Raw genomic sequence first — 18,088 nt, forward strand, 5'->3', positions numbered from 1 at the left:
CGACGGCGCGTTCCGGCACACGACAATGCATCCCAACGGGCAGTCGCTCCCATCGGTGTCACCAAAGCCGTGAGCCTGCAGCTTCCGCCTTTTCGGCATTACAAGACATCAAGACGGCGATGGCTGCCAATATTAAGCAAAAATAAAATTGGTAAATATATACAATGGGTTCAGCGTCCTGGCTTGCCGGTCTTGCCCGTTCGCCGCCCGCGCGCCTTTGCCTCGCCAGGATCCTCATAGCTGCCAGCACCGATCTTGCCGCGCTGAACGGGTTTTGCGTCGCCGCCAGCCGGCTTCTCAGTGCGACCAACGGTCATTTCATCCAGCGTGTTCTTGCGGAAAAGCGGTCTGGCCGTATCCGTGCCGGGGCCCATATCATCAAGCGACGGCTTGGCAAAATAGCCTGACGCCGATTTGCGTGTCTCGGCACCGCGCGCCGCCTCCTTCGCCATCGGATCATCCATATTGGCGAGCTCGGCCGCCTTCAGCCGTTTGATCTCGTCGCGCAGGCGCGCTGCCGTCTCGAAGTCGAGATCAGCCGCAGCATCGCGCATGTTCTTTTCAAGCGCGTCCAGATGGGCCTGAAGGTTATTGCCGACCAGATGGCCGCCTGTGGCGAAGCCCTTGCCGTCCTTGCCGCCAATATCGGCACGGACATGATCCTTTTCATAAACCGAATCAAGGATATCGGAAATCTTGGCCTTGACCGATTCCGGCGTGATGCCATGCTCTTCATTATAGGCCAGCTGCTTCTCGCGCCGACGCGCCGTCTCGTCCATCGCGCGCTGCATCGATCCGGTCATCTGATCGGCATAGAGAATGACCTTGCCATCGACATTTCGGGCCGCCCGGCCGATGGTCTGGATGAGCGAGGTTTCCGAGCGCAGGAAGCCTTCCTTGTCGGCATCGAGAATCGCGACAAAACCGCATTCGGGAATATCAAGGCCTTCGCGCAGCAGGTTGATGCCGACGAGCACGTCGAAAGCGCCGAGCCGCAGATCGCGAATGATCTCGATCCGCTCCAGCGTGTCGATATCGGAATGCATGTAGCGGACCCGGACACCCTGTTCGTGCAGATATTCGGTAAGGTCCTCGGCCATACGCTTGGTCAGAACCGTGACCAGCGTGCGGTAGCCCTTCTGCGCCGTTTCGCGGATCTCGCCGAGCACATCGTCGACCTGCGCCTTGGCCGGCCGGATCTCCACCGGCGGATCGATCAGCCCGGTCGGGCGGATAACCTGTTCGGCAAAGACACCGCCAGCCTGCTCCATCTCCCAGTTGCCCGGCGTCGCGGAGACGGCAACCGTGTCTGGCCGCATCGCATCCCACTCCTCGAAGCGGAGCGGTCGGTTGTCCATGCAGGAGGGCAGGCGGAAACCATATTCCGCAAGCGTCGCCTTGCGCCGGAAGTCGCCGCGATACATGCCACCGATCTGCGGAATGGTGACGTGGCTTTCATCAATGAAGATCAGCGCATTATCGGGAATATATTCGAACAGTGTCGGCGGCGGCTCGCCAGGCCGGCGCCCGGTCAGGTAGCGCGAATAATTCTCGATACCGGCACAAGATCCCGTCGCCTCCATCATCTCGAGATCATATCGCGTGCGCTGCTCCAACCTTTGCGCCTCAAGAAGTCTTCCTGCTTTTTCAAGTTCTTGAAGACGTTGCCTCAACTCTTCCTTGATCGCTTTGATCGCCGCATTCAGGGTTGGACGCGGTGTCACGTAATGTGAGTTGGCGTAGATCTTGACGGATTTCAGATCGCCGGTCTTCTGCCCGGTCAGCGGATCGAATTCGGTGATCTGGTCGATCTCGTCGCCGAACATCGAAATGCGCCAGGCCGCGTCTTCAAGGTGGGCCGGAAAGATCTCGATCGTATCGCCGCGCACGCGGAAGGAGCCGCGCTGAAAGTCCATGTCGCGCCGCTTATATTGCTGGGCCACGAGATCGGCGAGCAGCTGACGCTGATCAAGCACATCGCCAACCTGCATCTGGAAGGTCATCGCCGTATAGGTTTCGACCGAGCCGATACCATAGATGCAGGAGACGGAGGCGACGATGATGCAGTCATCCCGCTCGAGGATGGCACGCGTTGCGGCGTGACGCATGCGGTCGATCTGTTCGTTGATCGACGATTCCTTTTCGATATAGGTGTCCGAGCGCGGCACATAGGCTTCAGGCTGATAGTAGTCGTAATAGGAGACGAAATACTCAACCGCATTGTCGGGGAAGAAATTCTTGAACTCGGAATAGAGCTGCGCCGCCAGCGTCTTGTTGGGTGCCAGAATGACGGCGGGACGCTGCGTTTCCTCAATCACCTTCGCCATGGTGAAGGTTTTGCCCGAACCGGTTACCCCGAGCAGCACCTGGCTGCGCTCGCCGGAATTCAGCCCCTCGACGAGATCTGCGATCGCGGTCGGCTGGTCACCCGAGGGCTTGTATTCGGTCACCATCTTCAGCTGGATTCCGCCTTCCGACTTTTCCGGCCGTTCGGGGCGGTGCGGCGTCCAGATCTTGCCATCCTTGAACAGCGGGTTGCCGCTCTCGATCAGTTTCGAAAGCGCATCCACCGTGGCCGTGACGGCACCGGTTGCAAGCGCACCGGCCTCTTCCAGCGAAACATCGACGCCAGCAACCGGGTTGAGACCGGCGGCGGCGCGTGTCTTCGGGTCGTTTGAAGCACCAAGCGAAACCCCGCGCGCGGTCCGTCCCGCAGTCGGGCTCTCCTTGCCGCCGCGGGTGCTGGCGCCATCGGACGCGCGTGCACGATGCTTTCCCGCCCGGGAGGCAAGCTTGCGCTGCGAATCGGTCGCCTCCGCCTCTGCCTCGCGCTCGAGATCTTTCACCCAATCACTGACAGAGCCTTCGAAAGGGGCTGCCTCGAAGGGAGCCTGAGGCGCTTCTTCAAAGCCGTTGTCGGATGCAGGTTTCTTCGGTGTTCTGGCCATGGCCGGACTATGGACGCTTCCCCGCAGAATTGGAAGAGCCCGGCCGGGAAAAATAGAACGAAAGAGGAACTTTCTTATTGACGTTCGGCAACGCCTCACCGATCACAGAAACGCGAAATCGGCTGAATACCGGGCCAGCTGTCGTCGCATTGCAACAAATTGCCCAGAAGTTCCTTAATTTTCTCCACATTTACTGTGTAATCATCATCGAACAGAACGACATGCCTGGTGCCAGCTCAGCCGAACCCCGATCGGGTCGGATACCGTCCTGAAACGACACAAGCCCGGATTTCGAAAGCTCATGCCTGATAATCAAGCCGCCATAGCTTCTATACGCTTCGGTTACGGATTGCCGGCAGATCACGGCAAATTCGCCAGTCCTGACTCGATCCTGGCGATGGCACATGCCGTTGCCCGCACTCAGGCGCCTTATCCGGTCGAAGGCATTGGCAAGCGTAAACAGCAACTCACAAGTTACATTCAGCATTTTGCTGCAGAGCAAGAGAAGCAGCGACAGGGCAGCCGCGACAAGGACGGTATTCGTCAGCTGCGTGGCTCCGCCATTCGCGCGTTTCAGCAGGACCGGACAGCGATGCTGGCTGATGCCGTGACCTCATCTGACGGGTTTGGCCAGCGGCTTGTCCGTTTCTGGTCTGATCATTTCAGCATCGCCAGCAGCAAAGTCTCGGAACTCTTGCTCATGGTTCCGCTGTTTGAAGCCGAGAGCATCAGGCCGAACATCGCCGGCCAGTTCGGCACGCTTCTGCGCGCGGCAACCCTCGATCCGGCCATGCTGATCTATCTCGATCAGACCAAATCGATGGATCCCGATTCCCGCATCGGCCAAAAGCAGGGCCGGGGCATCAACGAAAATCTCGGGCGTGAGCTGCTTGAGCTGCATACGCTGGGCGCTGGCAGCGGATATACGCAGGATGACGTCCGACAGACCGCCTATCTGCTTGCGGGACTGACCGTGGAAAGACCGAAAATGCGAACTGTCTTCGATCCCGCCCGCAGCGCGGCGGGACCGTTTACCGTCATGGGGCAGCACTATGCGACCGACAGGCACAGCCTGGCCGAGATCGAGCGTCTGCTGACAGATCTCGCTGTCGCTCCGCAAACCGCCAGAACCATAAGCCGCAAGCTGGCGGTGCATTTTATCTCCGACCAGCCGGATGAGCAGCTGGTCTCTGCCATGGCACAGACCTGGCTCGACAGTGGCGGGGCTCTGGATCAGGTCTATGCGGTCATGCTGCGCCACCCGTCGGCGTGGTCGCCCGCATTCACCAAGGCGAAACAGCCTTGTGACTATCTTGTTTCATCACTGCGTGCGCTCACGGTCAGCCGCAAGGCGCTCGCCGGTCATGAGATCGACCAGCTATTCAATGCGGTGCTTCCGTCGATGGGGCAGGCGATATGGGATCCGCCAAGCCCCGAGGGCTTTGATGAACGCCGCGAGAGCTGGATTACCGCCCATCAGCTGGCCGCCCGGCTGCAGCTTGCACAGCAGCTGACCCAGCATGTCAACTCGCGCATCGAGCCTGCACAGCTGGCCGAAAACGCATTGGGGCCGCTTGCGTCCGCGTCGCTTCAAACGGCCATTGCGCGGGCACCAAGCCGCGAGGCGGGACGGCTCGCCGTTCTGGCTTCCCCGCAATTCAATCAGCGATGAAGGAAGATCAATGGACCTTGCCACGACCAGCAGTCGCCGTGCCTTTCTCACCGGTGCCTGCTCGCTTGCCGCCTTGCCGCTGACCAGCCGTTTCGCGCTCGCCAAAGGGCCGGGGGAGAACCGCTTCGTCGCCATCGTTCTGCGCGGAGCCATGGACGGGCTGGATCTGGTCCAGCCCTATGGTGATGCGCGTCTTTTTTCCCTGCGCCCGGAGCTGGCCCTGACGCCGGACAAGGGCCTGCTTGATCTTGACGGACGCTTTGGCCTGCATCCGGCAGCAAAAGAGCTCTTTCCCCTGTTTAAGGCGCAGGAGCTGAGCTTTGTGCACTCGGTTTCAACCCCCTATCGCAATCAGCGCAGCCATTTCGACGGTCAGGACATTCTGGAAACCGGTGGCAACAGCCATGCCGAAAGCAGCGGCTGGCTGAACCGTGCCGTCGGCCTGGTGCGCGGCGGTGATATCCGCGCCATTGACGTTGCAACCGGCGCTGACCTGATCCTTCAGGGCGACAGTCCGGCAGAGATCTGGTCACCGCACGACAGTGTCGGCATGTCGGGTGATGAGATTGCCATGCTGCAGCACTTGTTTTCCGACGAACAGGACTTTGCCACCGCCTTTCAGCAGGCACTGGATGCCGATCAGAACACACGATCCACGTTCGGCAAGCGCAAGCCAGGCGCCTCGACCACCGGTCTTGCCCGAATGGCCGGCGGCTTCCTGAAGACCGACTATCGTATGGCGGCCTTCTCGGTGCTGGGCTGGGATACTCATATCGACCAGACGCGGCAGTTTGCCAGCGCCACCGACACGCTGGCCAGCGCCATTGTGACGCTAAGGCAGGCAATGGGCGAAGATGCATGGCGTCACACGGCTGTGGTCGCATCAACCGAATTCGGCCGCACGGCCCGCCAGAATGGTACGGGCGGCACGGATCACGGAACCGGCAGCTGTGCCATTCTGGCCGGCGGCGCAATTCCCGGCGGCCGGGTCATCACCGACTGGCCCGGACTGAAGGATGGCGACCTGCTTGACGATCGCGATCTGAAGCCGACGGCCGACATCCGCGAGATCTTCGCACTGATGCTGAACCGGCAGTTCGGGATTTCCCGCAATGCGCTGGCGAGCACAGTCTTTCCCGGTCTCAGCTATACCAGCATGGAAACGCAGCTGCGCGGGTAGCGCCGCATCAGTTGCGCAGCACGACGAAACTGCCGCAGATGGCATCGTGATACATACGGCCGCGCCACAATGCCATCGGGAAGACCCACCAGACGAACAATACCAGAAGAGTGGCCGAGCCGGACAGGAGCGACAGGCCGAGTGCACGCGAGGGCGCGCCCATCGTCTCCAGCAGTGCCACGCCCTCTGCGACCGAATGGATTTCGGGAGTGGCGCCCGACAGGATGAACTGGATGACGGCGAAGACGCAGATCGGCCAGAACTTCAGATATTCACGCATTGCCGAGACGTAGAAGCCGATCGACGCTGGCGCCTTTTCATAGGGCTGCCGCGTGACGATGAGCGAGAGCGCGCGCTTTCCCGGAGTCCAGCCGAACAGACCTGTGGCGGCAGCGAAGTAGAGTGGAAGAATGGCAATATCAAGCAAGCTCGTCAGACGGGTCGCCAAGGTCGACGGGAAGATCGGCGTGCCATTCGCATCGGTCTGGATCGATACCGAGCGCGTTTCACTGGATTGCTCGTCTACCTTCCGGCTTTCAGTGACCACGACAAAATATTTCTTCGCCATGAAGACACTGTCGACGATACAGCGCTGCGCCTTGAGGCCATCGCCGCTGGTATCGGGCCAGAGCGATTCGATCTCGCCGGCAATGTCCGGCACATCGGTACTGGAACAGGTGCGACTGTTCAGAAAGGATGTTCCAAGTGCCGGCTGCAGCGATGGCACGAGAAAGCCGAGGGCCCCGACCAGAAAGGTGAACAACACCGAGTAGATCAGACTGTCGATGATGAAGGCGCCAGCGCGGCGCAGAAAAAAGCGTGGCGGTCCGGATTTCGTCGGCGTTGTGGCAGGCATCAGGTCATTCCGATTCGTCGCATTTGCTGTGTAAACAAGCTGTAACGCGAGATCGCCCCGTGCTTCAACGCCAAAGGCGCCGCCTCAGTGCTGCGGTGGCACCGGTGTTGGCTGTCCGTCCTTGTCGACAGCAACCATGACGAACTGCGCCTCGGTCACCTTTTCACGCTTCGGCTTGTCATGACGATGCACCCAGGCTTCGACATCCACGGTCATCGAGGTCCGGCCGACGCGGTCGAAATGCGTGTAGACGCAGAGCGTGTCGCCGATCTTGACCGGGAGCTTGAAGGACATTGAATTGACAGCCGCCGTCACCGTGCGGTTTCCGGCCCGCTCCGAGGCGCGGACGAAAGCGGCAAGGTCCATCTGCGACATGACCCAGCCGCCGAAAATATCACCTGCCGGATTGGCATTTGCCGGCATCGCAACCGTCCGCATGGTCAGCTCGCCCTTGGGCGATCCATTGTCAATCATCTCCAACTCCTGAAACTATCGTGTCGCACGTCGCGCGTGTCCTGAACATGTGCTGCAAGATGAGAAATCCGACCCGCCTGTACAAGATGACAAAGCGCAAGCCAGCCATGCAAAAGCGCCGTCAGAAAAGCATTTGTTTACGCTTCTCTGCTTTACTCGTTCCATCGGTTTGAGAAAAAAAGAGCGGAATAGTATGGCGTATCCCTCGCTCCTTAGGCGGACGGCTTCCGTGGCCGCCCTTGCAGCTGCCTTGACTTCATGTTCGGTCTCGGGGCTGATGACCTCGTTTTCAATCGACACCAAGGACAACTCGCCGCCGCCGCAAACCAGAGTGGCCGCCACTGTGCCCGAACAGCCCCCGGTTCCGACACCGGCGCCGGGTCGGGCAGCATCGCCTGCGCCATCAATCGCGAAAGCCGCAGCAACACCGACGGTTGGCCAGGATGTCGCCCAGGCATCGGCCGGGCAGGGCACATCCATTGACGGCTATCTCGGCTTTGCCGCCGAAACGCCCGCAGTGACCATTGCCACCACGGACATCACCACCACCGGTCCGACTGACGATGCCGTGGCTGCCGTCATCGCCGAAGCCAAGACCGATATCGACCCGATCGAAACCGCATCGATCACGCCCGTTGCACCTCCGGACATGTCACAGATGCCGCCGGCATCGCAGTCGCCCTCGCAAAGCAAGATGCCGCAGATCATGCCGCTCGCCGAGCGCCAGTGCCGCAGCGAGCTCGCCAAGATGGGGGTCAGCTTCGCCGAAATGGAGGCGATCGCCAACGGCGTCCACTGCGACGTTCCCTATCCGATCAAGCTCAAGGGACTTTCGGGCGATATCAAGGTATCGCCGGCCGTCACCATCAACTGCGAAACCGCGCTCTCGCTTGCCGAATGGGTGCAGAACGATGTCGCTCCTGCCGTGCGGGTACGCTATCTCACCGGCATCGCCTCCATCAACACAATGGGCGGCTATTCCTGCCGCCGGATGAATAATGGCAGCAAGAATCCCGGCTGGTCCGAACATGCCTCGGGCAATGCGATCGATGTTGGCGGACTGACCCTGAACAGCGGCAAGACCATCGACGTCTCGAAGAAGAGCATCTTCGCCTTCCGGGAGCGGGGCTTGCTGACGGCCATCAGAACCGACAGCTGCTCCTATTTCAACACCGTGCTCGGCCCCGGCTATCCTGAGCACGACGATCATCTGCACCTTGACCTGATGCAGCGCAATTCCGGCAAGCACTATTGCGAATAGGGGGAGGGGTATACAAGCTCATCCTTCCTCCCCGGGTCAGTCGATAAAAAATATTTATCGCCAAGGAAGCCGGCGCCGGACCGGTTGAAATCGCCTCCCATAAACCCCATCTGAAACCCTTCAGGCGCACCAAAAGGGATCGTCCAGCGGTGTGCCTGCCATCGTTTTCGTCGTCCTCAAGCCCACCTTATACCCCATCCGCCCGGCGCATCACCGCAGGTGCAGGCAGACTGAAGAGATCTCTTCAGAATCTCCGAAACCGGCCTGAAACCAACTGGTAATGTTCCGGCTTCACTGCGCTGACGTTCCATGGGTGACGGATATTTTCTTAATGACAACATCGCGGGATGAGCATTAAGATCGTATCTGTCGAAGGGAGCTTGAAAACGAACTCGGAACGAACAGATAGAGATAAGAAGCATGGGCCTGATGATATCTTCGTTGAGACCCGAAAGGATAAACGGAGCCAGATGAAATGATCGCGATGCCGATCCGGATGCAAGATGATCCACCCGAAAAAGGGGGCAATCCGAGCCGCGGAACAGCGGTGATCGCGCGCACAAAGCCCAAGGCTAAAAAACCCAGCCTCTACCGGGTTCTCCTGTTGAACGATGACTACACGCCAATGGAATTCGTGGTTCACATTCTGGAGCGCTTTTTCCAGAAAGATCGCGAGGCGGCTACCCGCATCATGTTGAACGTACACAATAATGGCGTCGGCGAATGCGGTGTTTATACCTATGAGGTGGCTGAGACCAAGGTCAGTCAGGTCATGGATTTTGCCCGCCAGCATCAGCATCCATTGCAATGTGTCATGGAAAAGAAGTGAGGTTCTGATCGTGCCAACATTTTCTCCCAGTCTTGAAAAGGCGCTGCATCAGGCTCTGACCTATGCAAATGAACGGCATCACGAATATGCAACGCTGGAACATCTTCTTCTGGCGCTGATTGATGATTCGGATGCTGCTGCCGTCATGAGCGCCTGCAGTGTAGACCTCGACGTCCTGCGTACCAGCGTGACCGAATATGTCGATACCGAGCTCGCCAATCTGGTCACCGGCTATGACGAGGATTCCAAGCCGACCTCCGGCTTTCAGCGCGTGATCCAGCGTGCGGTGATTCATGTCCAGTCGTCCGGTCGCGAAGAGGTGACCGGTGCAAACGTTCTTGTGGCGATATTCGCCGAACGTGAAAGCCATGCCGCCTTCTTCCTGCAGCAGCAGGAAATGACCCGCTATGACGCCGTGAATTTCATCTCCCATGGTATCGGCAAGAAGCCGGGCACATCGGAGAGCCGGCCGCCGCGCGGGATTTCGGGCGCGTCGGAAGAGAACGAAACCAGCCAGTCGCGCGACAGCGAGGAGACCAGCCGCAAGCAGCCGGATGCGCTGAAGGCCTATTGCGTCAACCTCAATGAGAAGGCGATGGGCGGCAAGATTGATCCGCTGATCGGCCGCGAGGCCGAAGTCAACCGGACCATTCAGGTTCTGTGCCGCCGTTCCAAGAACAACCCGCTTTATGTGGGTGATCCGGGCGTCGGCAAGACAGCGATTGCGGAAGGTCTTGCCAAGCGCATCGTCGAGGGCAAGGTGCCTGAAGCGCTGCTTGATGCGACGATCTTTTCGCTCGACATGGGCACGCTCCTGGCCGGAACGCGTTACCGCGGTGACTTCGAGGAGCGCCTGAAGCAGGTGGTCAAGGAACTCGAAGAATATGACGGCGCCGTGCTGTTCATCGACGAGATCCACACGGTGATCGGCGCCGGTGCGACGTCCGGCGGCGCGATGGACGCCTCCAACCTGTTGAAGCCGGCACTTTCCTCTGGTTCGATCCGCTGCATCGGTTCGACCACCTACAAGGAATACCGGCAGTTCTTTGAAAAGGACCGGGCTCTGGTGCGTCGCTTCCAGAAGATCGACGTCAATGAACCAAGCGTTGATGATGCCATCGAGATCATGAAGGGCCTCAAGCCCTATTTCGAGGAATATCACAACCTGCGCTACACGAATGAGGCCATCAAGGCAGCCGTCGAGCTGTCTGCCCGCTACATCACCGACCGCAAGCTGCCCGACAAGGCGATTGACGTGATCGATGAGAGCGGTGCAGCACAGATGCTGCTGCCGGCATCGCGCCGCCGCAAGATGATCACCGAAAAGGAGATCGAGGCGACGATCGCGACCATGGCCCGGATCCCGCCGAAGACGGTTTCCAAGGATGACGAGCAGGTGCTTGCCAATCTGGAAAAGGAATTGCGTTCTGTCGTTTACGGTCAGGATGCGGCGATCGACGCGCTGGCAACCGCCATCAAGCTCGCCCGTGCGGGCCTGCGCGAGCCCAACAAGCCGATCGGCTCCTATATCTTCTCCGGCCCGACCGGCGTCGGCAAGACCGAGGTGTCAAAACAGCTGGCCTCCTCGCTTGGCGTGGAACTGCTTCGCTTCGACATGTCGGAATATGGCGAACGCCATACGGTATCCCGCCTGCTTGGCGCACCTCCCGGCTATGTCGGCTTTGATCAGGGCGGTCTTCTGACGGATGGCGTCGATCAGCACCCGCATTGCGTCGTGCTGCTGGACGAGATCGAGAAGGCGCATCCGGATATCTACAATATCCTGCTGCAGGTGATGGATCACGGAACGCTGACCGATCACAACGGCAAGAAGATCGATTTCCGCAATGTGATCCTGATCATGACGACCAATGCCGGTGCGACAGAGATGTCCAAATCGGCCATCGGCTTTGGCTCTTCGAAGCGCACAGGTGATGACGAAGAGGCGCTGAACCGCATGTTCACGCCGGAGTTCCGCAACCGCCTCGACGCGATCATTCCCTTCGCGCCGCTGCCGACCGAAGTCATTCATCAGGTCGTGCAGAAATTCATCATGCAGCTGGAAACCCAGCTCTCTGATCGCAACGTCACCTTCGAGCTTGAAGATGCGGCAATCGAGTGGCTGGCCGAGCGCGGCTATGATGAGAAGATGGGCGCACGGCCGCTCTCGCGTGTCATTCAGGAGCATATCAAGAAGCCGCTGGCCAATGAGATCCTGTTCGGCAAGCTGAAGAAGGGCGGTATCGTCCGCGTTTCCGTCAAGACGACAGAGGGCGGTCCCAGCGCGCTGCTGCTGGAAGCGATTTCGGACACGACCCCGGTCAAGCCGTCGGAACTCAAGGCCGACGCGCCGAAAGCCGAAGGCAAGTCGAGCAAGGGACGCAGCCGCAGCCGCAAGTCTGAAGCCAGCTCGTAAGGCTTGAGGCAGGCAAGACAAAAGCAAAGCCGGGTTCTGCCCGGCTTTCATGATCGGCGACACAGTCATTCAGAGTGTCTGTTCGGGGGAGAATAGCCGCCCCTTCCGTCGTCATCCCCTTGCGCGTCACGGGGATCCAGGCCCTTCAGGACATTGGATTGAAAGAGTCATTCGCCGTGCATCTGCATGGCGAATGACTCATTGTTTCAAGATTGCAGATTTGGATTCACCTGACCGGCCAGGCTGCTGTCCGGTTCACGTCATCGATCTCATGGGCTGGCACGGCAAATTCTGTATTCGCCGGCAGGGTTCACCCTCTGCCCCTATCGGAGCTATGTCCCTCAAGGGGAGAGATCGTTTGCTACCGGACGGACCGACCGGGGGTCCGCCCGTCTAGCGGCCACGCCGGATAGCCGACTGACAGGCGCGGAATGACGGCAGACGATAAAGTGTGTCAGGCTGGCTCGACAATACCCAGCGCGGCTTCGAACAGAGCGCGGCCATCACTGCCGCCATGGGCGGCTTCGATCAGATTTTCGGGATGCGGCATCATGCCGAGAACATTTCCGGCCGCGTTGACGATACCGGCAATATCATGGACCGACCCATTGGGATTGGTGCCTTCTGCGTAGCGGAAGACAACCTGGCCCTTGTCTTCCATCGCTGCAAGCGTCTCGGGCTCGGCGAAATAGTTGCCGTCATGATGGGCGACCGGGCAGCGGATGATCTGGCCTTCGGCGTAATTGCTGGTAAAGGCCGTCCGGTTGTTGGCAACCTCAAGCTTGACCTCACGGCAGACGAATTTCAGCGAGGCATTGCGCATCAAGGCGCCGGGCAGGAGACCGGCCTCAACCAGGATCTGAAAACCATTGCAAACACCGATCACGCGCACGCCCTGACGCGCCTTTGCGGCCACGGCCTGCAGCACCGGCATGCGGGCTGCAATGGCGCCACAGCGAAGGTAATCGCCATAGGAAAAGCCGCCCGGAATGACAATCAGATCAACATCGGGCAATTCCGTTTCCGTCTGCCAGACCGTCACCGGGGCAATGCCGGAGATCTTGGTGATGGCAGCCATCATGTCGCGGTCACGATTGAGGCCGGGAAGCTGGATCAGCGCGGTTTTCATGGCAGGTGTCCTTCAGCCTGGCTCAGGCAATCTCGATTGCGTAGTTCTCGATGACCGTATTGGCCAGAAGCTTCTCGCACATATCGGCGATTTCGGCGCGGGCGGCCTCTTCGTCAGACGTATCGACCGACAGTTCAAACACCTTGCCCTGACGTGCTTCGGCGATATTGCCGAAGCCGAGCGTGCCAAGCGCTCCCTGGATAGCCTTTCCCTGCGGATCGAGAACGCCGTTCTTCAGGGTGACGATTACGCGAGCTTTGATCACTGCTATTTCCCCAACACTATTTAACCAGAACCGGTCCGCTGGCGCGGGCAGGCTCGTTTTCATTGATGATGCCCAGCCGGCGGGCCACTTCGGAATAAGCACTCAAGAGACCGGTCTTGTCCAGTCGCATCCGGTCCCGATCGAGCCTTTCATGGCTGGAAATATCCCACAGACGGCACGAATCCGGCGAGATCTCGTCTGCCAGAATGATGCGCATCAGGTCGCCCTCATAATAGCGGCCGCATTCGATCTTGAAATCGACCAGCTGAATTCCGGCGCCGAGGAAAAGACCCGAGAGAAAATCATTGACCCGGATCGCCAGCGCCATCATGTCATCGAGCTCCGGCGGGCTTGCCCAGCCGAAAGCGGTGATGTGTTCTTCGGAAACCAGAGGGTTGTTCAGCTCGTCAGACTTCAGATTGAACTCGATGATCGAGCGCGGCAGAATTGTCCCTTCCTCGATGCCGAGACGGCGTGAAAACGAACCGGCAGCGACATTGCGTACCGCTATCACGAGCGGGATCATCTCGACTTCCTTGATCAGCTGCTCGCGCATGTTGAGCCGCCGGATAAAGTGGGTCGGAATGCCCATCTGGTTGAGATGGGTAAAGACATATTCAGAGATGCGGTTGTTCAATACGCCCTTGCCATCGATGGTCTCAGCCCGGGCTTCCGGTACGGTGATGGCGTCATCCTTGAAAAACTGAATCAATGTTCCGGGCTCGGGGCCCTCGTAGAGGATCTTGCCCTTGCCCTCATAGACGCGGCGGCGACGATTCATGATGAACTCGCTTCGTTGGCGCAGCAGAATGGCTGCGCAGTTCTTTTATTAAGCGCCGCAATAGCGAAAATGCAATTCATACTCAATGCGGGCGCACATCTTTCCAACCTTAATCACCTATTGTGGCAGGAAGCCGAGCCATAAAAATCGATTAAGCCAATTTATTTCAATCGAATTAGCTCTCAAGGGGTGCTTTTCAATCGTCAGTTTTAGCGTCATCCTTTTGACAATTCCAAAGAAATCGCACCGCTTGTGGCTTGCGACAACCAGGACAAGGGAGACGTGACATGGCCAATCTGCTTCACGACCGTGAACAAGCCTTCGAGGCTGCCTTTGCCCACCAGGAAGCCATGCGCTTCCGCAATACTGCCCGTCGGAACCGGATGCTGGCCGCCTGGGCCGCACAATTGCTCGGACGGGAAGATCTCGAAGTCTATGAAAGCGAAGTCATTGCCGCCGATTTTACCCGGCTCGGTGATGAAGATGTTCTGCGCAAACTGATGCGCGATTTTGCCGAGGCCGGGATCGCCATGGAGGAGGAGGTTCTGCGGATCAAGATGCTGGCCTTTGCCAATGCTGCGCGCCAGCAGGCCGAATGGGTCTAGCGCACCGGCTCGACAATCGGAATCGATTTTCGAAAAGAACGCACCAGGTCGGCCATTAAGGCGATCCATCAGCCAGACCCAGCAAGCCATTGTTTTTCATGTATTCATGAGTCGAGAATAAGCACGTCTACCGGGTCGCCATCTTTTGCCTCTGGCGCATGCGGCGCCCGGATCAGCAAGGCGTCAGCCAGCGCCAGAACGCTGAGCAGGGAGGAATCCTGCTGAAGCAGCGGTTCCGCCACATCTCCACCATTGGCATCCTGGTCAATCCGCGCCCTGAGATAGGCTTGACGCGGACCGTTCGGCGGCAGCTTTCCGGAAAGCCGCGCCTTCAGCAAGCGCTTCGCTGGCGGCAAGCCAGCCATCATGCGCATCAAGGGTTCAAGGAAGACCAGCGCACAGACAAAGCTGGAGACCGGATTGCCGGGCAGGCCGACGATGATGGTGCCGTCCAGTTTTCCAACCATCAACGGTTTTCCGGGGCGCATGGCGATGCGCCAGAAGTCCAGCGTCATGCCCATGGATTGCAGGACCGGTCGCACCAGGTCGTGATCGCCGACAGACGCGCCGCCAATGGTGACCAGCACATCGGGCGCCGTCGCCAATGCCGCAGCAATCGCCGTTCGCGTCGCCGCTTCACTGTCGCCGGCGATCCCACAATCAACGACATCAGCGCCGCTGCCGCGCATCAGGGCCGAAATGCCCGTTCCGCTTGAGGCGACGATCTGGCCGGTTCCGGGTGTTGTTCCCGGTGGCACGAGCTCGTTGCCCGTCGCGAGAATGGCGAGTTTCGGCTTGCGATAGACTTCAACTCGGTCATGCCCCGCAGCAGCAGCCAGAGAAAGCGCGCGAAAATCAAGTTTCAGACCTGCGCCGAGGATCGGTTGGCCAACGGAAAAATCGAGCCCGGCGGTACGCACATTGGCGCCGGCCGCGACCGCCTCCGTGACCGCAATTGCACCGTCGGGACGGCGTTGCGTATCTTCCTGAATAATCACCGTATCGGCATTTGCGGGCAGAGGCGCACCCGTGAAAATGCGCATGGCCTCACCGGAGCGAAGGTTCGATGCGGGCGGATCTCCGGCGGCCGTCTCGCCAATCACGCTGAACACGCTAGAAGCAGCAACGCCGTTCGGCGCGGTCACGGCATAGCCGTCCATGGCGGATGCGGCAAAGGGAGGATGGGTCAGCCGGGAAGACAGATCATGCGCAAGCACACGCCCGTCGGCAGCGCTCAGAGACACGGTTTCAGGGCTGCTCACCGGTGAGGCCATTGCCAGAAGCCGCTGCAGGGCCTCTTCTACGGGAAGGAGGGGCGCTTTCACGGGCTTACAAGGCCTCGCGATTGAAATCACCGCTCTTGCCGCCGCTCTTTGCAACAAGGCGTACCGCACCGATCTCCATGGCGCGGTCGACGGCCTTGGCCATGTCGTAAATGGTGAGGCAGGCGACGGAAACGGCGGTCAGCGCCTCCATCTCAACCCCGGTCTGACCGGCCAGCCCGACGGTTGCAGTCACATGAAGGCCAGGCAGATCCTCCATTGGCGTGATATCGACGGCGATCCTGGTCAGCATCAGCGGATGGCACAGAGGGATAAGGTCAGCAGTCTTCTTTGCCGCCATGATGCCGGCGAGCCGGGCTGTCGCAATGACATCACCCTTTTTCGCATTGCCGCTGAGGATCAGGGCCAGCGTCTCCGGCTGCATGCGGATCGACCCTTCCGCCGTCGCCCGCCGCTCGGTGACGGCCTTCTGGCCGACATCGACCATATCCGCCTTGCCGGTTTCGGAAAGATGCGTCAGGCACGGAGCGTCGTCACTCATTGGGCCGCAACATCCTCGGCACGGCCAAACAGCAGACTGCGGGTCGCGGTGGCGATATCCTTCTGGCGCATCAGGCTTTCGCCAACCAGGAATGTCGAAATTCCGGATTTCTCGAGCTTCAGGCAATCATCATGGGTGAAAATGCCGCTTTCACCGACCATGAGGCGATCATCCGGGATCATCCGCGACAGCCGCTCGCTGGTTTCCAGTGAGACCTCGAAATTGCGCAGATTGCGATTGTTGATGCCGATCATCGGCGAGGAGAGCTTCAGCGCCCGCTCGCATTCTTCGGCATTATGCACCTCGATCAGCGCATCCATGCCCAGCTCAAAGGCGGTATCCTGCAGACGTTCGGCGTCGTCATCGGAAAGGCTGGCCATGATGATCAGAATGCAGTCGGCGCCCCAGGCCCGCGCTTCGTAAACCTGATAGGGCTCAAACAGGAAATCCTTGCGCAGCGCCGGCAGGCTGCATGCCGCCCGTGCTGCCATCAGAAACTCGGGCGCGCCCTGAAAACTCGGGGCATCCGTCAGCACCGAAAGGCAGGCCGCGCCGCCATCCTCATAGGCGCTGGCGAAAGCCGGCGGGTCGAAGTCGGCACGGATCAGCCCCTTGGACGGGCTCGCCTTCTTGATCTCTGCAATCAGCCCGAACAGGCCTGCCTCCTGCTTGGCCCGCAGCGCCTTGTAGAAGCCGCGCGGCGCATCCTGATCGGCGGCCTTTGCCTTGATGTCGTTGAGCGGGCAGGCGGCCTTCGCAGCGGCGATTTCCTCGCGCTTGTAGGCCTCGATCTTCTTGAGAATATCGGTCATGGTTTCGCGGCCTCTTCTTCCTCGTTGGAGACGGCGACGAGGCGATCGAGCGCCGCCGCTGCATTGCCGCTGTCAAGCGCATCGGCAGCGATCGCCATGGCATCGGCAATGGTTTCACCCCGGCCGGTGATCAAAAGTGCGGCGGCGGCGTTGCAAAGTGCCACATCACGATAGGCATTGCGCGCGCCCGACAGAACGTCGCGCAGCGCTTTGGCATTGACCTTGCCATCGCCACCCTGAAGCGCTGACAAAGCGACCGTCGGAACGCCGAAATCATCCGGTGTCAGTTCCAGGGTCCTGATCTTGCCATCACTCAGTTCGGCGACATTGGTTCGGCCTGTCGTGGTGATTTCGTCCATGCCTGAACCATAAACGATCCACACATGCTCGGAGCCGAGATCGCGCAGCACTTCAGCCAGCGGCTCCACCCATTCCTGAGAATAGACACCGAGCAGCTGGTGCTTGACGCCTGCCGGGCTGGAGAGCGGCCCGAGAAGATTGAAGATCGTGCGGGTTCCGAGCTCGACCCGTGACGGCCCGACATGGCGCATGGCCGCGTGATGGGTCTGGGCAAACATGAAGCCGATACCGGCTTCGGCAATGCAACGGCTGATCAGCGCCGGACCGATATCAAGCCTGACCCCAAGTTCGGACAGGCTGTCTGCCGCGCCCGATTTCGATGAGAGCGCCCGGTTGCCATGCTTGGCAACCGGCGTGCCGGCCCCCGCCGTGATGAGAGCGGCGAGGGTAGAGATATTGTAGGTTCCGGTTCCGTCACCGCCCGTGCCGACAATATCGACAGCGCCTTCCGGCGCTGCAACCGTCAGCATCTTGGCGCGCATGGTCGTCACCGCGCCGACAATCTCGTCAACCGTCTCACCCTTCACCCGGAGCGCCATCAGGAAGCCGCCGATCTGCGATGGCGTGGCTTCTCCCGACATGATGATATCAAAAGCGCGCTCGGCCTCCGCGCTTGTCAGGGACTGACGCGCGGCGACTTTGGCGATGAAGGGCTTAAGTTCAGACATAATCTTTC

The 18,088-nt window shown here is 59.7% G+C and carries 16 protein-coding genes; 6 read left to right on the plus strand and 10 right to left on the minus strand.

Annotated elements, in window-relative coordinates; translation table 11 throughout:
• Positions 1-170 precede the first annotated feature (170 nt).
• Positions 171-2,948, minus strand: a complete 2,778-nt coding sequence (uvrB, locus tag HCK86_RS02850) for an excinuclease ABC subunit UvrB (RefSeq protein ID WP_176082980.1) — start codon at positions 2,946-2,948, stop codon at positions 171-173.
• 301 nt (positions 2,949-3,249) lie between these two features.
• Here uvrB and HCK86_RS02855 point away from each other — a divergent pair, with 301 nt between their 5' ends.
• Together HCK86_RS02855 and HCK86_RS02860 are read left to right on the plus strand one after the other, a co-directional pair.
• Positions 3,250-4,620 (plus strand): DUF1800 domain-containing protein, encoded by a 1,371-nt coding sequence (locus HCK86_RS02855; protein WP_176082981.1) that lies wholly within the window; start codon positions 3,250-3,252, stop codon positions 4,618-4,620.
• 10 nt (positions 4,621-4,630) lie between these two features.
• Positions 4,631-5,800, plus strand: coding sequence for a DUF1501 domain-containing protein (locus HCK86_RS02860; protein WP_176082982.1), 1,170 nt, complete (start codon positions 4,631-4,633; stop codon positions 5,798-5,800).
• A gap of 7 nt (positions 5,801-5,807) precedes the next feature.
• On the opposite strand, the gene HCK86_RS02865 is transcribed toward HCK86_RS02860, so the two are convergent.
• Both HCK86_RS02865 and HCK86_RS02870 read right to left on the minus strand, forming a co-directional pair.
• Positions 5,808-6,656 (minus strand): RDD family protein, encoded by an 849-nt coding sequence (locus HCK86_RS02865; protein ID WP_176082983.1) that lies wholly within the window; start codon positions 6,654-6,656, stop codon positions 5,808-5,810.
• A gap of 84 nt (positions 6,657-6,740) precedes the next feature.
• On the minus strand, positions 6,741-7,130 hold the full coding sequence (locus HCK86_RS02870) for an acyl-CoA thioesterase (RefSeq protein WP_176082984.1): 390 nt from the start codon (positions 7,128-7,130) through the stop codon (positions 6,741-6,743).
• 277 nt (positions 7,131-7,407) lie between these two features.
• On the opposite strand from HCK86_RS02870, the gene HCK86_RS02875 reads away from it, so the two are divergent.
• From HCK86_RS02875 to clpA, 3 genes are all read left to right on the plus strand, one after another.
• Positions 7,408-8,391: an extensin family protein gene (locus HCK86_RS02875; RefSeq protein ID WP_176082985.1), complete on the plus strand. Its 984-nt coding sequence runs from the start codon at positions 7,408-7,410 to the stop codon at positions 8,389-8,391.
• 475 nt (positions 8,392-8,866) lie between these two features.
• Positions 8,867-9,220 carry an ATP-dependent Clp protease adapter ClpS gene (gene clpS, locus HCK86_RS02880; protein ID WP_176082986.1) on the plus strand — a complete coding sequence of 118 codons (354 nt, stop codon included), beginning with the start codon at positions 8,867-8,869 and terminating at the stop codon, positions 9,218-9,220.
• 10 nt (positions 9,221-9,230) lie between these two features.
• Positions 9,231-11,636 carry an ATP-dependent Clp protease ATP-binding subunit ClpA gene (gene clpA, locus HCK86_RS02885; RefSeq protein WP_176082987.1) on the plus strand — a complete coding sequence of 802 codons (2,406 nt, stop codon included), beginning with the start codon at positions 9,231-9,233 and terminating at the stop codon, positions 11,634-11,636.
• A gap of 454 nt (positions 11,637-12,090) precedes the next feature.
• Here clpA and purQ read toward each other — a convergent pair whose 3' ends face one another.
• From purQ to HCK86_RS02900, 3 genes are read right to left on the minus strand one after another with little or no spacing between them, the layout of a single operon-like run.
• Positions 12,091-12,765: a phosphoribosylformylglycinamidine synthase subunit PurQ gene (gene purQ, locus HCK86_RS02890; protein ID WP_176082988.1), complete on the minus strand. Its 675-nt coding sequence runs from the start codon at positions 12,763-12,765 to the stop codon at positions 12,091-12,093.
• A gap of 22 nt (positions 12,766-12,787) precedes the next feature.
• The gene (gene purS / locus HCK86_RS02895; protein WP_176082989.1) at positions 12,788-13,030 is read right to left on the minus strand and encodes a phosphoribosylformylglycinamidine synthase subunit PurS; all 243 of its coding nucleotides are present in this window, start codon (positions 13,028-13,030) and stop codon (positions 12,788-12,790) included.
• Positions 13,031-13,046: 16 nt separating this feature from the next.
• Entirely contained in the window at positions 13,047-13,811 is a 765-nt protein-coding gene (locus tag HCK86_RS02900; RefSeq protein WP_176082990.1) for a phosphoribosylaminoimidazolesuccinocarboxamide synthase, read from the minus strand.
• A 287-nt stretch (positions 13,812-14,098) separates the two neighbouring features.
• Between HCK86_RS02900 and HCK86_RS02905 the strand changes: the two genes are divergently transcribed.
• On the plus strand, positions 14,099-14,416 hold the full coding sequence (locus HCK86_RS02905) for a DUF1476 domain-containing protein (protein WP_176082991.1): 318 nt from the start codon (positions 14,099-14,101) through the stop codon (positions 14,414-14,416).
• Between the two features lie 104 nt (positions 14,417-14,520).
• Here HCK86_RS02905 and glp read toward each other — a convergent pair whose 3' ends face one another.
• The 4 genes from glp to trpD are packed head-to-tail and all read right to left on the minus strand — an operon-like array spanning position 14,521 to position 18,080.
• On the minus strand, positions 14,521-15,741 hold the full coding sequence (glp, locus tag HCK86_RS02910) for a gephyrin-like molybdotransferase Glp (protein WP_176082992.1): 1,221 nt from the start codon (positions 15,739-15,741) through the stop codon (positions 14,521-14,523).
• 4 nt (positions 15,742-15,745) lie between these two features.
• Positions 15,746-16,240 (minus strand): cyclic pyranopterin monophosphate synthase MoaC, encoded by a 495-nt coding sequence (gene moaC, locus HCK86_RS02915; protein ID WP_176082993.1) that lies wholly within the window; start codon positions 16,238-16,240, stop codon positions 15,746-15,748.
• Complete coding sequence (trpC, locus tag HCK86_RS02920) at positions 16,237-17,052, minus strand: indole-3-glycerol phosphate synthase TrpC (RefSeq protein ID WP_176082994.1); 816 nt, start codon at positions 17,050-17,052, stop codon at positions 16,237-16,239. Before trpC ends, moaC begins: the two co-directional genes overlap by 4 nt.
• A complete protein-coding gene (trpD, locus tag HCK86_RS02925; RefSeq protein ID WP_176082995.1) occupies positions 17,049-18,080 on the minus strand; it encodes an anthranilate phosphoribosyltransferase in 1,032 nt (343 codons plus the stop codon). Before trpD ends, trpC begins: the two co-directional genes overlap by 4 nt.
• Positions 18,081-18,088 lie beyond the last annotated feature (8 nt).

The organism is Martelella sp. HB161492 (genome assembly GCF_013184775.1).
Classification (GTDB): domain Bacteria; phylum Pseudomonadota; class Alphaproteobacteria; order Rhizobiales; family Rhizobiaceae; genus Martelella.

Bases quoted from the DNA above. Each gene is read 5' to 3' on its own strand.
- uvrB (WP_176082980.1), bottom strand. From the start codon at position 2,948: ATGGCCAGAACACCGAAGAAACCTGCATCCGACAACGGCTTTGAAGAA.
- HCK86_RS02855 (WP_176082981.1), top strand. From the start codon at position 3,250: ATGCCTGATAATCAAGCCGCCATAGCTTCTATACGCTTCGGTTACGGA.
- HCK86_RS02860 (WP_176082982.1), top strand. From the start codon at position 4,631: ATGGACCTTGCCACGACCAGCAGTCGCCGTGCCTTTCTCACCGGTGCC.
- HCK86_RS02865 (WP_176082983.1), bottom strand. From the start codon at position 6,656: ATGCCTGCCACAACGCCGACGAAATCCGGACCGCCACGCTTTTTTCTG.
- HCK86_RS02870 (WP_176082984.1), bottom strand. From the start codon at position 7,130: ATGATTGACAATGGATCGCCCAAGGGCGAGCTGACCATGCGGACGGTT.
- HCK86_RS02875 (WP_176082985.1), top strand. From the start codon at position 7,408: ATGACCTCGTTTTCAATCGACACCAAGGACAACTCGCCGCCGCCGCAA.
- clpS (WP_176082986.1), top strand. From the start codon at position 8,867: ATGATCGCGATGCCGATCCGGATGCAAGATGATCCACCCGAAAAAGGG.
- purQ (WP_176082988.1), bottom strand. From the start codon at position 12,765: ATGAAAACCGCGCTGATCCAGCTTCCCGGCCTCAATCGTGACCGCGAC.
- HCK86_RS02900 (WP_176082990.1), bottom strand. From the start codon at position 13,811: ATGAATCGTCGCCGCCGCGTCTATGAGGGCAAGGGCAAGATCCTCTAC.
- HCK86_RS02905 (WP_176082991.1), top strand. From the start codon at position 14,099: ATGGCCAATCTGCTTCACGACCGTGAACAAGCCTTCGAGGCTGCCTTT.
- moaC (WP_176082993.1), bottom strand. From the start codon at position 16,240: ATGAGTGACGACGCTCCGTGCCTGACGCATCTTTCCGAAACCGGCAAG.
- trpC (WP_176082994.1), bottom strand. From the start codon at position 17,052: ATGACCGATATTCTCAAGAAGATCGAGGCCTACAAGCGCGAGGAAATC.
- trpD (WP_176082995.1), bottom strand. From the start codon at position 18,080: ATGTCTGAACTTAAGCCCTTCATCGCCAAAGTCGCCGCGCGTCAGTCC.